Source organism: Mesorhizobium sp. WSM4821, from assembly GCF_055901555.1.
Genome location: NZ_CM148371.1, coordinates 3,910,654 through 3,925,205, shown reverse-complemented (window position 1 = coordinate 3,925,205; position 14,552 = coordinate 3,910,654). Strand labels below are relative to the sequence as shown.

General features: G+C 61.2%; 17 protein-coding genes and 1 tRNA gene. 6 read left to right on the top strand and 12 right to left on the bottom strand.

The features are described from left to right. Nucleotides 1–220: 220 nt before the first annotated feature. Genes AC0NID_RS19020 through AC0NID_RS19000 form a run of 5 tightly spaced genes read right to left on the bottom strand, consistent with a single transcriptional unit; the run spans nucleotide 221 to nucleotide 6,199 of the window. Nucleotides 221–1,735 (bottom strand): ABC transporter substrate-binding protein, encoded by a 1,515-nt coding sequence (locus AC0NID_RS19020; RefSeq protein ID WP_473455664.1) that lies wholly within the window; start codon nucleotides 1,733–1,735, stop codon nucleotides 221–223. 17 nt (nucleotides 1,736–1,752) lie between these two features. Beyond that, nucleotides 1,753–3,474 carry a dipeptide ABC transporter ATP-binding protein gene (locus AC0NID_RS19015; RefSeq protein WP_473455665.1) on the bottom strand — a complete coding sequence of 574 codons (1,722 nt, stop codon included), beginning with the start codon at nucleotides 3,472–3,474 and terminating at the stop codon, nucleotides 1,753–1,755. Continuing rightward, complete coding sequence (locus AC0NID_RS19010) at nucleotides 3,471–4,322, bottom strand: ABC transporter permease (protein WP_473455666.1); 852 nt, start codon at nucleotides 4,320–4,322, stop codon at nucleotides 3,471–3,473. The genes AC0NID_RS19015 and AC0NID_RS19010 overlap by 4 nt, the downstream gene beginning before the upstream one ends. After that, nucleotides 4,319–5,257: an ABC transporter permease gene (locus AC0NID_RS19005; protein ID WP_473455667.1), complete on the bottom strand. Its 939-nt coding sequence runs from the start codon at nucleotides 5,255–5,257 to the stop codon at nucleotides 4,319–4,321. Before AC0NID_RS19005 ends, AC0NID_RS19010 begins: the two co-directional genes overlap by 4 nt. Before the next feature lie 42 nt (nucleotides 5,258–5,299). Then, nucleotides 5,300–6,199: a proline iminopeptidase-family hydrolase gene (locus tag AC0NID_RS19000; protein WP_473455669.1), complete on the bottom strand. Its 900-nt coding sequence runs from the start codon at nucleotides 6,197–6,199 to the stop codon at nucleotides 5,300–5,302. A gap of 122 nt (nucleotides 6,200–6,321) precedes the next feature. Here AC0NID_RS19000 and AC0NID_RS18995 point away from each other — a divergent pair, with 122 nt between their 5' ends. Together AC0NID_RS18995 and AC0NID_RS18990 are read left to right on the top strand one after the other, a co-directional pair. Further along, a complete protein-coding gene (locus AC0NID_RS18995) occupies nucleotides 6,322–7,089 on the top strand; it encodes a LuxR family transcriptional regulator (RefSeq protein ID WP_145720867.1) in 768 nt (255 codons plus the stop codon). Nucleotides 7,090–7,185: 96 nt separating this feature from the next. Beyond that, nucleotides 7,186–8,091, top strand: a complete 906-nt coding sequence (locus AC0NID_RS18990; protein ID WP_473455671.1) for a proline iminopeptidase-family hydrolase — start codon at nucleotides 7,186–7,188, stop codon at nucleotides 8,089–8,091. A gap of 469 nt (nucleotides 8,092–8,560) precedes the next feature. Here AC0NID_RS18990 and AC0NID_RS18985 read toward each other — a convergent pair whose 3' ends face one another. Beyond that, on the bottom strand, nucleotides 8,561–8,791 hold the full coding sequence (locus tag AC0NID_RS18985; RefSeq protein WP_473455672.1) for a hypothetical protein: 231 nt from the start codon (nucleotides 8,789–8,791) through the stop codon (nucleotides 8,561–8,563). Nucleotides 8,792–8,999: 208 nt separating this feature from the next. Between AC0NID_RS18985 and AC0NID_RS18980 the strand changes: the two genes are divergently transcribed. Next, complete coding sequence (locus AC0NID_RS18980) at nucleotides 9,000–9,167, top strand: Thivi_2564 family membrane protein (protein WP_473455673.1); 168 nt, start codon at nucleotides 9,000–9,002, stop codon at nucleotides 9,165–9,167. On the opposite strand, the gene AC0NID_RS18975 is transcribed toward AC0NID_RS18980, so the two are convergent. Continuing rightward, a complete protein-coding gene (locus AC0NID_RS18975; RefSeq protein ID WP_473455675.1) occupies nucleotides 9,138–9,320 on the bottom strand; it encodes a hypothetical protein in 183 nt (60 codons plus the stop codon). The genes AC0NID_RS18980 and AC0NID_RS18975 overlap by 30 nt on opposite strands. Nucleotides 9,321–9,937: 617 nt before the next feature. Between AC0NID_RS18975 and AC0NID_RS18970 the strand changes: the two genes are divergently transcribed. After that, a complete protein-coding gene (locus AC0NID_RS18970; protein ID WP_473455676.1) occupies nucleotides 9,938–10,207 on the top strand; it encodes a hypothetical protein in 270 nt (89 codons plus the stop codon). A 312-nt stretch (nucleotides 10,208–10,519) separates the two neighbouring features. On the opposite strand, the gene AC0NID_RS18965 is transcribed toward AC0NID_RS18970, so the two are convergent. After that, the gene (locus tag AC0NID_RS18965; RefSeq protein WP_473455677.1) at nucleotides 10,520–10,924 is read right to left on the bottom strand and encodes a hypothetical protein; all 405 of its coding nucleotides are present in this window, start codon (nucleotides 10,922–10,924) and stop codon (nucleotides 10,520–10,522) included. 21 nt (nucleotides 10,925–10,945) lie between these two features. After that, nucleotides 10,946–11,662, bottom strand: a complete 717-nt coding sequence (locus AC0NID_RS18960) for a hypothetical protein (protein ID WP_473455678.1) — start codon at nucleotides 11,660–11,662, stop codon at nucleotides 10,946–10,948. A gap of 163 nt (nucleotides 11,663–11,825) precedes the next feature. Between AC0NID_RS18960 and AC0NID_RS18955 the strand changes: the two genes are divergently transcribed. Then, on the top strand, nucleotides 11,826–12,041 hold the full coding sequence (locus AC0NID_RS18955; protein ID WP_473455679.1) for a helix-turn-helix domain-containing protein: 216 nt from the start codon (nucleotides 11,826–11,828) through the stop codon (nucleotides 12,039–12,041). A 525-nt stretch (nucleotides 12,042–12,566) separates the two neighbouring features. Here AC0NID_RS18955 and AC0NID_RS18950 read toward each other — a convergent pair. The 3 genes from AC0NID_RS18950 to AC0NID_RS18940 all read right to left on the bottom strand — a co-directional run bounded on the left by AC0NID_RS18950 (nucleotide 12,567) and on the right by AC0NID_RS18940 (nucleotide 13,306). Beyond that, nucleotides 12,567–12,707, bottom strand: a complete 141-nt coding sequence (locus tag AC0NID_RS18950; RefSeq protein ID WP_473455680.1) for a hypothetical protein — start codon at nucleotides 12,705–12,707, stop codon at nucleotides 12,567–12,569. An 83-nt stretch (nucleotides 12,708–12,790) separates the two neighbouring features. Continuing rightward, on the bottom strand, nucleotides 12,791–13,099 hold the full coding sequence (locus AC0NID_RS18945; protein ID WP_473455681.1) for a DUF6538 domain-containing protein: 309 nt from the start codon (nucleotides 13,097–13,099) through the stop codon (nucleotides 12,791–12,793). A 122-nt stretch (nucleotides 13,100–13,221) separates the two neighbouring features. Then, a tRNA-Leu gene (locus AC0NID_RS18940) sits at nucleotides 13,222–13,306 on the bottom strand. Between the two features lie 180 nt (nucleotides 13,307–13,486). On the opposite strand from AC0NID_RS18940, the gene lipB reads away from it, so the two are divergent. Further along, a complete protein-coding gene (gene lipB, locus AC0NID_RS18935; RefSeq protein WP_473455682.1) occupies nucleotides 13,487–14,230 on the top strand; it encodes a lipoyl(octanoyl) transferase LipB in 744 nt (247 codons plus the stop codon). Nucleotides 14,231–14,552: the final 322 nt, after the last annotated feature.

Here is a 14,552-nt window from a genome sequence, read left to right as displayed (position 1 = left end):
TGGGCGCAAACCGGCGCCGCGTCTCCTTCGTCATGGGAACCTCCTGTCTGATGATTGAGAAGACTCCAATCGTCAGTCAGGACCGCAAACCTACAAATGGCGTTCAGATCATTCCTGCACCTCGTCACGGGCGCCAGTGCCGCGCGAGCGGCTTCGTCCATGGCCCGCCCCCCGACATTCTATGCGTTGCTGGCGCCGTTGTGAGCGACGCCAGCTCGGGTCAGTTCTTGACTGTGTCTTCGAGGAAGAAGCGGCCAAGTGGGTTCTGGTCGAAGTTCTCGATGTTGCTGCGCGAAACATTGATGTAGGGGCTGTAGTAGAGGTCGATCCAGTGGACGTCGTCCTTGGCCATCTTCTGGATGTCGATATACATCGCCTCGCGCTTCGCCGGATCCATCTCGATGCGGGCTGCCGTGACGAGGTCCTTCACCTTGTCGTTCTTGTAGCGCGTCATGTAGTTCATGTTGGTGTCGTGCCCCACGACGAAGGTGGTCTTCTGATCCGGATCGAGAATGTCGTTCGTCCAGTAATTAACGCCAACGTCGTAGTCGCCAGCGACCAGCATGTCCCATTCCTGGCTGGGGTCGACTTTCTGGATGTTGACGGTGATGCCTGCCTTGGCCAACTGCTGCTGCAAAAGGACGGCGGTCTGTTCGACGATCTCGTCGCCGGCACGCACCACATAGTTCAGCACGAGGTCGGAGGCGCCTGCGTCGGCCAGCATCTGCTTGGCCTTTTCAGGATCAAATGGACGCTGCAGGTTTTCGGCGTAGTGATACAGTGCGCCCTTCGGGATGAAGGAATTGGCGACCTCCCCCAAGCCGAAGGTGACGGTGTCGACAATTGCCTGCTTGTCGATTGCCATATCCAGCGCCTGGCGGACTTCCTTCTTTGCCAGCGCGCCCTTTTCATGATTGATGAGCAGATGGTCCTCGCGCGTCGACGGATCCATGTGGACGACGAGGTTCGAATCCTTCTTCAACTCCGCGACGCGCGAGAACGGCACGAAGATCGCGGCATCGAGCTGGCCGGCTTGCACGTTGAGCATGCGGGTGTTGTCATCCGGCACAGAGATCCACTCGACGCCATCGAGCTTGACACGGTCGGCTTCCCAAAAGTTCGGGTTCTTTTCTAGTATGACGCGGTCGCCGCGCCGCCATTCCTTGACCGTGAACGCGCCGGAGGCGATGGGACTTTCGGCATAGGTATCAGGTCCGAGCGTCTCCATACCCTTCTGCGAGATGATGGATGCACCAGGCATTGCCAGCGTCGACAGGAAAGGCGCCGACGGTGTCTTCAGCTTGATGACCAGAGTGCGATTGTCGCTCGCCACGGCAGTGTCGATGACCTTGTAGGAATCGCTCCACAGCGAGCCCTCGTCGTCGCGGATGCGCAGCAGGCTGAAAGCGGCATCGCCTGCCGTGAGCAGCGATCCGTCGGAAAACTTCGCCTCGCGCAGCTTCAGCGTGTAGGTTAGCCCGTCCTCCGACACGGTCCAGCTTTCGGCGAGGCCGGGCTCCAGCTTGGAGCCGCTCTTATCGACGCGGACAAGCACGTCATAGACGTTCGAGAAGACCCAGAAGTCGATGTTCTGCGCCGTCTTGATCGGGTCGAAGGTGGTCGAGTCCTCACGCCGGCCGATGGTAAGCACGCCCGCCGCTTCGGCGAGGCCGGCGCCGATGGACAGGCTGGTTATGACGGTGACCAGGCCGATTTTCATCCATTTCTTCAACATGTGTGTTCCCTTCTTTTTTACTGCCAGTTGAATGCTGCTGATGGTTGATCGGACATGCGACCCGATCCGGGCTCCGCGACACTTGGCGAAAGGAGATCCGCGCGCAGGGGCTTGTCCGGATCGATATCGGGGATCGCTCGGATCAAGGAAGCGGTGTAGGCATGATGGGGTCGCGCAAAGACATCGGCGCAGCGCCCTTCCTCGACGATCTCGCCGCGATACATGACCATGACCCGCTCGCACAGATTGCGAACGATCGCGAGATCGTGCGCGATGAACAGCAGCGTCAGCGACATCCTGGTCGTCAGCGCACGAAACAGGTCGATGATCTGAGCCTGGATGGTAACGTCGAGAGCGGCCACGCATTCGTCGGCGATGATCATGCGCGGCTCGACTGCGAGCGCCCGCGCAATGCCGGCACGCTGGCACTGGCCGCCGCTCATGCTGCGCGGCTTGCGGTCGGCGAATTCTCGTTCCAACCCGACCAGGTCGAGCAAGTCGCCTATGCGCGCCGGTATGTCCGCTACTGCCTTGCCGTGGACGCGCAGCACCTCGGCCACCGTTTCGCCTATGGTCAGCCGCGGGTTCAGTGCGTTGAACGGATCCTGGAACACCATTGCGGCTTCGCTCCGCAGTTTTTGCAGCGCCTTGGCACGGTTTTGGCCGAGATCGGCCCCATCGAAACTGATGTGGCCGGACGATAGCGGCGCCAGGCCGAGAATCGCGCGGGCAAGCGTGCTCTTGCCGCTGCCGGATTCGCCGACAATGCCGACTGTCTCTCCGGGCATGATGCGCAGGCTGACGCCCTTGACGGCCGAAATCGTCTTCGGGCCGGGAGCGAACAGGCCGGCGCCGCTGGGGAAGCGGACATGCAGGTCGTCGATCTCCAGCAATGGCCTGAGCGCCGGTGCGGGCTGCGCGATCGCTGCGGTCGCCACACCTTCGCCGGGCATGGATGGATGGCTTTCGATCAACGCCTTGGTGTAGGGATGCTGCGGCGCAGCCAGCAGCGAGCGCTTGTCGCCCTGTTCCACCAGTTCGCCATTCCGCATCACGGCGATGCGATCGCAGGTTTGCGCCACGACGCCGAGGTCGTGGCTGATCAGGATGACCGTCAGGCCGCGCCGGTCGCGAATGTCGAGCAGCAGCCGCAGGATCTGTGCCTGAATCGTGACGTCGAGGGCGGTGGTCGGTTCGTCGGCGATCAGAATCTTCGGATTGCTGGACAATGCGACGCCGATCATCGCGCGCTGGCGCATGCCGCCGGAGAATTCGTGCGGATAGCCATTGTACTGGCGATTTGGGTCAGCAAAGCCGACCTGCGCCAGGATCTCGACGGCGGCAGCGCGGGCGGCGCGCTGGCTAAGGCCCTGGTGGTAGCGGATGCCTTCTGCGATCTGGTCGCCGACACGCATAACCGGATCGAGATGGCTGGTCGGGTTCTGGAAGATCATGCCGATCTCGCCGCCGCGTACTTTCAGCATTTCGCGCTCGTCGGCAGTGACAAGATCGCGGCCTTCGAGAAAGACGGCGCCGCCGGTGATTTGGAGCTTCGGCGACGGCAGCAGCCGTACCAAAGCACGGCACAACAGGCTCTTGCCCGAACCGCTCTCGCCAACCAGGCCCAACACGTCGCCAGCGCCGAGCTCGAGCGAAATCCGGTCGAGCAGAACGCGAGGCCCTGCGCCATCCTGCACGGCGACGCTGAGGTCGCGGACGCAGAGCAGCGGCGCACTCATTCGTGCACGCCCATCAGGTCAGCCAACGCGTCGCCCAGCAGGCTGAAGCCGAATGCCAACAGCACGATGGAAAGGCCCGGGAACAAAGTGATCCACCAGGCCGTGGAGATGAATGATTGCCCGTCAGCGACCATGACGCCCCATTCGGCGACGGGCGGCTGCACACCAAGCCCGAGATAGCTGATTGCAGCGCCGTTGAGCAGCACCAGCACCGCGTCAGACATGACAAAGACGAGCGAGCCTGCCGCCGCATTGGGCAGCAAATGGCGGAACATGACGCGGCTGCGGCTGAAGCCGAGGCTGATAGCGGCGACGGCGTAGTCGCTGTTCTTCAGCACAAGGATCTGCGCGCGGACGAGCCGCGCATAGGATACCCAGCCCACCAGCGCCATGGCGATATAGAAACTGCCGAGGCCCGGTCCCAGAATGGCGATGATCGACAACATCAGGACGAGGAACGGGAAGGCAAGTACGACGTCGACCACTCTCATGAAGATGACATCGACAATGCCGCCGAAGAAGCCGGCGATGGTTCCCAAAGTGGTGCCTATGATGAAAGGGAACACCACGCCGATCACCGCGATTTGCAGGTCGATGCGCGCACCCCAGATGACGCGGGAAAGAATGTCGCGGCCGAAATTGTCGGTGCCCAGCGGGTGTGCTGGCGAGGGAGCATGCAGCCGCGCTGCGGCATCCTGGAAGATCGGGTCGTACGGCGCGATGAAAGGTGCAAACACCGCCAGCACGAGGAACAGGCCGAGCACGGCCATTCCGGCGGCGAGCGTGCCTCGTCCGCCGAACAGCCGGCGCCATGACAACGGAAACGAGAGCGCCGATTGCCGGATCACAGCTTCACCCGCGGATCGACGGCGACGGTGATGATGTCGGCCAGGAAGTTCACCAGCACCGTCGCGCAGGCGAACACCATGGCGACGCCCTGCACGACCATGTAATCGCGCGAGAATATCGCGCGCACAAGCAATTGCCCCAAGCCTGGCAGCGCGAAGACACTCTCGACCACCACCGTTCCGCCGATCAGCCAGCCGATGTTGACGGCGAGAAGATTGACCGTCGGCACCAGCGAGTTGGGCAGGACATGACGCCAGAACACGATACTCTCCGGCATGCCGCGCGCTCGCGCCGCGGTGGCGACGTCGGATTCGAGCGCCTGTACCATCGCCGCGCGAAGGCTGCGGGTCAGGACTGCAGAGAGCGACAAGGCGACCGTTAGGCTCGGCAAAGCGAGATGGTAGAGTTTGTCGGTGAGGTTGCCGCTGTAACCAGACACGGGAAAGATGCCGAGCCTGACGCTGAACAGGATGATCAACATCAACGCCAGCCAGAACGGCGGAAAGCCGATGCCGAGCGTGGAGACGATGCGGACGGCGTGATCGGGGAGGCGTGTCCGGTGCCGCGCCGCGAGCGCCGCCAGCGGCACGGCAATCAGGATCGACAGCACCACGCTCGATAGCACGAGCGCAAGAGTCGGTTCCAGCCGCGTCGCGATCAGCCGCAGCACGTCGATTTTGTAGAGGATCGACTTGCCCATCTCTCCCTGGCCGAGATTGCCGATGAAGTAGAAGTACTGCACCCAAAGCGGCTCATCGAGGCCATATTGAGCGCGAATGTTGGCGATGGCCGCCGGTGTGGCGCGTGAGCCGAGCAGGACGCGTGCAGGATCGCCGGGGATGAGGCGGACGAGCACGAAGGTGATGATGCTGATGCCTAGCAGCACCGGCAGGAACTGGAGGGGGCGGTAGAGAACGAACCTATACCGGTGCATGGCTGCTCGAGGCTCTCCTGCGCAAGTCGCGAGGCAGCGGTTTCAGATACATCGGCCGGTCCTGTGCCTCGACAGGAATTCGGTCAGAATAGGATAATACACCTCCGGGTTCTCGTAGAAAGGCATGTGGCTGGCGTTTGCGATGATCCTGAGCTCGGCATTGGGCAGGCCCAGCTTCATGCGCAGGCCGCAGGCGGGCGTCAGTTCGTCATATTCGCCATGCGTGATCAGCACAGGAACGGTGATCTTGGGCAGGTCGGGCACCCGGTTCCAGTCCTTCAGGTTGCCGACGTAGAGAAATTCATTGGGACCTTGCATGGTGGCGTAGGGACCCATGTTCCAATCGTCGAGCGATCGCCGCACCGGCGCCGGCCAGTGGGGCAACCGGCAGACATGGCGGTAATTGAGAATGGTCACGGCGGCAGCGTATTCGGGATGGTCAAACGTGCCCTGCGCCTCGTGTTTCTGCATCATCGCCACCGTTTCAGAGCCGAGCGCGGCGCGTAGCCGCTCCAGCTCGACGATCAGATGCGGCATGTCCGCTACCGTGTCCTCGAGAATGAGCGTGCGCAGATTGTCGTGATAGCTCAGCGCATATTCGATCGCCAACCAGCCGCCCCAGGAGTGGCCGAGCATATGAACCCTGCCAAGGCCGAGCGCCTTGCGCACGGTTTCGGTCTCCTCGACATAGCGGCTGATCGTCCATAGCGTGGCGTCCTCGGGTCTTTCCGATGCGCCGGTGCCGAGCTGATCGAAGGCCACGACGCGATAACCCTGATCCACCAGGCACGAATGCGACTCGCGCAGATAGTCGCACGGCAAGCCGGGCCCGCCGTTCAGGCAAAACACGGTTTCGCTTCCGCTGCCGAAGCTGTAGGCGACCACGCGAAAACCGTCGACGGTCACTTCAATGCGGTCGTCCGGCGTCATCTCGCGCCACATGCCGGGTGCTCCTGGCGAATTTGCTCAATATTTGAGCATGATTAAATTTTAGCGGAATGGCGGGTCTACGACAGCTATAAGAAGTGATAGGTTCGTTCGGTTCTGGATTGTTGGAGCGGAGCATGCTCGACGAAATCTCACCGTTGCGGCAGCGCTTCGACAGCCAAGATAGCTTGGAAGGCCAGGTCGACGAGATTTATCAGAGGGCAAAGGAGCTCGGCTTCGACGGCCTGGTCTACGACTACACGCCGGTGCCGTTCGACCTCGACGGAAGCCTCAATATTCCATCGCTGCTCAAGCTACGAAACATGGCCGAGGACATGCACGACTACTGGTGCGTCCGCGGCTATTTCCGCATAGACCCGGTGCAGATCCTGGCGACGCGCACATCTGCTCCGTTCTTCTGGAGCTACGATGTAGATGCCGAGACCCGCATCAAGTGTTTTTTGACCGAGGAGACAGCTCCGGTCGCGCGCTACCTGCGCGAGCGGGAAGTTTTGAGCGGCGTCACAGTGCCGATCCACATGCCGCACGGCGACTACGCGACGGTCACGGCAGTGCGCTTCGGCCGACGAGCGGGCGACGAACAGGATGCGTTGCGCCATATTGCGGACTTCAGCCTGCTCGCGCACGTCTTTCACGAAGCCGCCTTCTCGCTGTTTGACGACGACTCCATGCGCTCAGCGGGCGCGGCGCGACTGACCGAGCGAGAGCGCGAATGCCTGCGTTATTCCGCGCAAGGGCTTTCAGCCAAGGAAATCGCGCGCATCATCAACAGGGCCGTACCGACGGTGGTGCTGCATCTTAACAGCGCGGCGAAAAAGCTCGGCGCTAGGAACCGCACTCAAGCGGTGGTTAGGGCCTCGCACTACCGGCTGCTGGAGCACTGAACAGCCTTACCCTTCCCCAATGTGACCTATCAGTTGTGATAGCTGCCGAGCGTTTGGCAACCGCGCTAAAATCGGCCCGCATCGAAGGAGGCGCAGGTGACCGCATTGGAAACGGTAGAAGCCCATGCACCGTTCGGCGCTTATCGCACCTGGTATCGTGTCACCGGCCAGTTGCACTCGTCCAGGCTGCCGCTCGTGGTTGTGCATGGGGGACCGGGCTGCACTCACGATTATGTCGATTCTTTCAAGGATATCGCCACCCTCGACGGCCGCGCGGTCGTTCACTACGACCAGGTCGGCAACGGCAATTCCACTCGGCTGCCGGAAAAGGGCGCCGACTTCTGGACGGTGTCTCTGTTCATCGACGAACTCGGCAACCTGCTTCACCATCTTGGCATCAGCGAGCGCTACGCACTGCTGGGCCAATCCTGGGGAGGCATGCTCGGGGCCGAGCATGCGGTGCGCCGACCGCCGGGCCTGAAGGCGCTGGTGATTGCCAATTCGCCGGCCAGTATGCGAACCTGGGTTGCCGAGGCAAACCGGTTGCGTCGTGGCCTGCCGCAGAACGTGCAGGAAACGCTGCAGCGGCATGAAGACGCCGGGACTATCACCGACCCCGCCTACATCGCCGCGTCGCGCGTCTTCTACGATCGCCATGTCTGCCGTGTCGTGCCATGGCCGCCTGAGGTGGCGCGTACTTTCGCGATCATGGACGAGGATAATACGGTCTATCGCAACATGAACGGTCCGACGGAATTCCATGTGATCGGAACGCTGAAGGACTGGACGATCGAGGATCGCCTGCCGCTCATCGACGCGCCGACCCTGCTGATCTCCGGCAGGTTCGACGAGGCAACGGCGGAAGTTGTCCGGCCCTATGTCGAGCGCGTGCCTGGTTGCCGTGCGGTGGTGTTCGAAAACTCCAGCCACATGCCGCATATTGAGGAGAAGGACCGCTGCATGGCTGTGGTGTCGGGGTTCCTGTGTGAGATTGAAGAGTAATGGTCACGATCGAAGCGAAGGCGATGAGCGGTAGAATAATGACAGATGGAGAGGGACATGCATGCGATGGCTCTCTTGCAGAGACCCAAGAACAGACGCCACGGGGCACCCTAGCCTGTGCATGTTCTTAGGCGCATGCCTCGAGGAGAGCCAAATTTCGGGAACGGATAGTCCAGCAGCGCACCCACGGGTCTACGATCCTCGCCACTAGCTTGGTAGGGATTGGTTTACCATCTCGGATCGCAGCTGTGATTGTGCGATCGAACCGTTTGTCGCGTCGCCGCCTATTCAGATAGGCCCTCAATCGGTCGGGCTCGCCGGAGAGCAGTTCATAGCGGGCTCGGGCAACATAGTCGCTATGAACCGTGGTGAGCCCGATCACCACGCCTTCCCTGCGCCAGTCACCCTGTTGACCCGCCCGACCACCTCCAATGCGGCCTTTTGTCGGATCGCTGCCTTGGCGAGGCCCTCAGAAAGGGCAGCGCGAATGGTCGGCAACTATATTGCGGATCAGGGCCGGCGAGTGGTCGCGCAGCCAAGCCTCTGCGGCCACATTGCGGGCATCCCAGCCTACCACGATCTGAAATCCGCTCGGGGAGCGAAGCGCCGGCATTTGCTCGACGGTGGCAACGCCGCCGCCATTGAACGCCTGCCTGATTGCCTCATCCCGCGGTTGGAAAGCCGACTCGTCGAGGTTCATTGCCACAAGCGCTCCACAACCCGGCGGAGGACTGTATCGGACTGAATGTCGTCGATCGCCTCGATCCAGGCAGCACGAAGGATCCCCTCGTAAGTGGAGACAAGCTGTTCGAATCGTGCGCGAGGTGATAGGCGCTTGAGCATGGGGAACTTGCCACGCAACGCGGTGTTGCTGGCTTATTTCTGCATTTTCATGTCAGTGAGGGACAATGGCCAGCACACCCTTGATCGGTATTCTGATCACCTTCCTTGTCATCATTCTGGTGTTGTATCTCGTAAACCGATTGCCGCTTGACGGTCGTACCCGCCAGATCGCCCGGGTTATCGTGATCATCATCGGCATCGTTTCACTGCTGAAATACCTCGCGGTGTTTTAAGCCACCACGAAAGCCACCAACATTCCAGCCGGCGGGATTGGCCGCAGATCCTTCATGACCAGCACCGCTCAGCTTTGTGAGGTCGATGGTCTGGATCGGTCCGCCATCGCGCCCAGCCAGTTTTGGATGGACATAGGGAGCTGCCGCTTTCATCACGCCTGCCTGGGTCGGCCTTCGCATCACACATGACCTTCAGGCACGGAGTCGAGTGGGGTCGCGCCCGATGCCTCTACCCTCGCCTGCCGCACCGCTGATGCTTTATTCGGCGCACCACGCTTGCAATGGAGAGGACAGGAAATCATTCCTTCAGATCCAGACCTCGGTCACCCGGACTCCGAATGGGGATCCACCAACCATCTCCCACCGGGATATTTTGCGCCGCTCGACGAGGCTGAGGGAGAAGCACGCAAGATCGTCGGTTGGCTCGGTCAGTCGTCCGTCCGTTCTGATAGCCCGCAGCGCTGCATCTTGACAGGCTGCGGCGGCCAGTTCCTTGGTCTGGAAATATCCTGGCGCCACGCTGCCTCGGGTCAGGATGCCTGGCATTCAACCGGGCGGCGATCCCAATCGGCGCGCTTCAATGAGGTGAAGGAATGCCTCGCGAGCAAATGCTGATTTCTTCGCCCTCGTGGGTGCTTCAGCGGATAAGCAAGCCCGGCGGACCAGCTAGCTCCCCACCATGGTTTTGGTGTCGTGGGTACTTGGAACGGAGTCGCATCATCGGCGTTACCGGCCAACCAAACGCTGCCAAATGATACGGAGGAACGGGCGTGATCGAGCTGACAGAGAAGGAAAAGCGCTTTCTCACACGCGTTGACACCATCACTCACGTTCCCTGGTCGAACAAGGTCACCGCCGCAGATGCCAACGGCAAGCCAATGCGTATCGCAAGGGCAACGTTTGCCCGATTAAGAGACGACGGTATCATCATCCGATCTACTAGCGACCTGACCTCGAACACCTACGTCATTAATTCTGCACCCGTGACGCCACAAGTCGCAGAAGTGCAGGAAGCGAACGTCCTGATCGGGCGGGATTAACTTGGCGGGATCGCTCTGATCTCAGCACCCGACGACTCGGTATGAGGAGCAAAGTTCCCTCGATAAGGCGGCTTTCCGCTTCTGCGCTTCCCACTGCCTTGCGCTTGGCCACCCATAAGGAATCGTCATGTCCGATGAAACGGTCTTGGCGAGGCGCCGTCCGCGATCCAAGAATTGAGGGCAGTCCCGTTCGCCAGCATCTTCTGTGATCGGTGCGGCTGGCGCTGCACGCGCCTCCGCGAAGCGGCGCTGGCCTTGACGGGCTTTCTCTCGACAAGCAGGCAGTTCTTTCGCCGGACATAATCTCCCCATCTATCGGGAAGAGTGTTGACGAGCCTTCCCGGACGCTGCTTTCGCTTCGGTATCGGGCGAACCCGCTTTAAGATGGGCAAATACCCGAAACCAGAACCGGTACTCCTGAGTCCGCCCGTCGCAATGGGCCGAGAAGGCATGCCAGGCGATTGTGGTCGCGGCTGTCTTTCCCCAAAAGGCTTTCGCTGCCTCTGCAGCTTCAGGCACAGTCCATTGCTCCAAGGCGGCGTCGCGGTTGAGGGTGTCCAGCAGATCGGGATCGCTCGCCGCCAGATGGGGAGATGCCACAACAGCGTTCGACGTAGCCAACGCGCTGGCGGTTGAAGGGTGACGGACGGCAGACGCTTCGCTGCCAGTTGAGGGTTTTTCGGCTGAAGCCGGAGGATGGGTTGGATGGATCCTCATATCTCGCCTCCTTCTTTGTCTTCACGCGCGGAAACAGCAGCCAGCCCGCCGCCTGCTGTGCCTGGGACGCTGCTGGTCGTGAAAGAACGGTTTCGGCACCGTCTGCTGGGCGATGCGCACCAGATCGCTGAGCGCCGAGCAGATTTGCGGCCAGGGGAACTCGGAGCCTTCCTCCCACGCCTCGCCCTCGCGCAACACGGCATCGAGCTTGCCCGCCACACCGGCGAGAGTCGTGGCGGGCGTGGTCGAGAACGCTTCCAGCAGATCCTGTGCCCTATCGCCAGCCTCGCGCTCGCCCCTCAGTGCTGCGCTGTAACCGGTCTCCTCGGCAGCCGCATCCCAGCGTGCCTGATGCGCCGCGAATTGGGCTTCGGCCGTCTCGCGGAGAGCCGCCATATTCGGCTCTTTGCCAAGCACTTCATTGAGCGCCTCGATTGAGTGGATCGTCACGTCATCACCCGCGGGCAGGCGGACGGTCACGCAGGCAAAGCCGACGCTCTCGACAAGCCTCATCTTGAGCCGCTGCTGCCTGCGGCAAAGCCGCTCGGTCAGCTTGTGGGCTGTCTCCCATTCCCGCCAAAGCGCCAGCGCAGGGTCGAGAGGGAAATTCCTTGCAGCCGCTATGCCGGCAAGCGCGCTTTTCTCAAGCGCCACAGCGGTGGACGTGATCATTCCACCCGCAAGCACTCGCCTGCGAGTGACGAAAGGCAGAGTCGTGGTATTGTCGGAATCACCCATGATCCGAGCTCCAATCAGCTTAGATTGTGGTCAGGCTAGGCACGGTGCGCCAACACCGCGTCTAGCCGCACCTCGGACCGTCGGCCCAAGGGTATCACTGATACCTTTGGATCATACAGGAATGATCTAAAGGGATCAATAGACTTTGGTGACAGCAGGACAGATGCGGGCGGCCCGCGCGTTGATCGGTATCGCCCAGGCGGAGCTTGCCCGCCGGGCTGGTGTCTCTGTTCCGACAATTAAGCGCTGCGAAAGCGACAGTAAGAACGGCCCGATCGTCTCTGCAGAAACCCATGGGAAGATTCGCGCCGTTCTTGAGGCCGAAGGCGTGGAGTTTACCAATGGCAATCACCCAGGCGTCAGACTGCGGCGACCATAGGCGGTCGTCAGCGCACGATTGTTGGGCTTTTTCAGTCTTGGCCCGGCTACGGAAGGTTTATACTGGGCCGGCGGTCGCTTACCAGATCGGTGGTGGCGATCAGCATGACCTCAGGCGAGGTCTCTCGATGAACGAAAAGGCGTCCCGCCAACTCAGGCCGATTTGAAGATCTGTTCGCCGTGAACGGCCCGCCGGCCAACTGCTGACGATCTCGGCCTCGCGGTACCGCGACCCTCCCACGGCATTTGACGCAGCGGACCTCACACCTCGCTCCGAAAAACGGAGGTCATCGAATGGGGTGCCTTTTTGTTCCTCGCCCAGATGAGCGAAATAGCGCCTGTAGAGGTCCCGCATATTGCCTAGATCTCGATTGCCGGCCGACGCGGAATGTGTGGCGGGCCCGGCTTCCGGCGGCGGTGCGACGCGCCTAAGCCAGAACCGGTAGAAGGCCAATCCGTCCTCGCGCGTGATTTCACCGATGGACTTGTCGCCGATAAGGGCAACAAAATTATTGATCGCTCTCTTTTACTTTCTTTTCCACATTCGGCGCTGCGACTGGCTCTTGCCGACCACTTCATGTGCCATGATCTCATTGGCATAGACATCAAAGGCTTCGGAGATCTTGACAGGCGGCACTCGCACGCCACCGAGAAGAGCGTCGGCCACGGCCGGGGCCGCTTGAACGCGCTCCAGCGCTTCGGCACGCTTTAAAATCGAATCGACGTTATGAAAGCCTGCAACCTATCCGTTTAAAAGATAGGAAACCCCATGGCTTCAGCCCGGCGAACGGCGTCGCGATACTGATCGAGTGCCGACCTTGTCTCGCCGCCAGCAAGAAGTACGGCCCACAGGGTCTTGTCCGCGTCTTCGAGCTTGTCGCGCATAGCACGTGCAAGGCGGCGCTCATCCGTTTCCAGGGATTTGCGAATGAACCTGCCCCGATCATCTATGCCGACCATCTTGGCAGGCATTCGCCGGTGATAATAGAAAACCCCGCCACGCTGAATGAGATAACGATCCGGGTCTCTGGCGGACTCCGCGGCGACCTCTTTTCGCATGGGCCAAACTCGCGATGTATCTCACTTTGTATCGCAGTAAGGCGAAGCCAAGCACCCCCTTAAGGAGGTTCTCGGTGGCCATGACATTTCAATGAGTTAGAGGTTTAGCTTTCGAATTTCATTGGTGCGGTCGAGAAGACTCGAACTTCCACGGGTTGCCCCACAGCGACCTCAACGCTGCGCGTCTACCAATTCCGCCACGACCGCACGTGGTAGGAGCCGGAACGAACCGGCTCGCGGCGTGTAGCAAATCGTTTCCGGCGAAACAAGGGCGCGTCGCGCAATAATTGCCGGGGATTCGGCATAACCATCCAAAGCGTTGGAGCGCGCTCGGAACTGGACGTTTCGGCCGATTGCCGCCATATGTGAAGCGACACGAGACACGCCATGACAGAACGCAGCCAGATCGCCACGTCGTTCCTGCCCCTGCCCGGTTCGGCGCCGGTCGAATGGCGGATCGAATCCGGCCTCACCGCCTATCCGGAGGCGCTTGCCGTGATGGAGGCGCGCGCCGAAGCGATCCGAAGCGGCGCCGCCGGCGAGATGGTCTGGCTAGTCGAGCACCCGCCGCTCTACACGGCCGGCACCAGCGCCCGCATCGAGGACCTGATCGAGCCGGACCGCTTCCCGGTGTTTGCAGCCGGACGCGGCGGTGAATACACCTATCACGGGCCAGGCCAGCGGGTCGCTTATGTGATGCTCGACCTGAAGCGGCGGCGCGAGGATGTCCGCGCCTTCGTCGCCGCACTTGAACGATGGATCATCGGCACGCTCGCCGCCTTCAACGTGCGCGGCGAACGGCGCGAGGACCGTGTCGGCGTCTGGGTGGCGCGGTCGGATCGCCCCACCCTGGCCGACGGATCGCTCGCCGAGGACAAGATCGCCGCCATCGGCATCAGGCTGAGGCGCTGGGTGAGCTTTCACGGCATCGCCATCAATGTCGAGCCGGACCTCAGCCACTTCAGCGGCATCGTGCCGTGCGGCGTGCAGGATCACGGCGTCACCAGCCTCGTCGATCTCGGCCTGCCCGTAGGGATGGCCGACCTCGACCTCGCGCTGAAATCCGCCTTCGAGGACGTCTTCGGCCCCGCGGCACCTTTGCTTGTCGAAACGGCCCGCAAGGCCGGCTGACAAAAAATGCCGGCTGACAAATCGGCAACGAAGCGCCGAGCTCCGATGCTGCCTCTCACCCCGTAAAGAGCGAGGCGTCGGCGTTCGAGCCGCGTCCGTCAGCGCTGCCTCACATCGCTCCGATCCAGATCGCCATGGAAATGAGAAACGTGCTCATGCACACCAGTGACACGACATCCTGAACAAGACCAGTCATAACTCTCTCCTGTTTTCAGTATGTTCGTATTTTGTTCTAATTTTGTTCGAATGTCAACGACCGCAATCCAGGCCCGCCGCGAAATCCGGGCGATCAGTTCGGCAGGGTTAAGGAAAGGTTGATGGG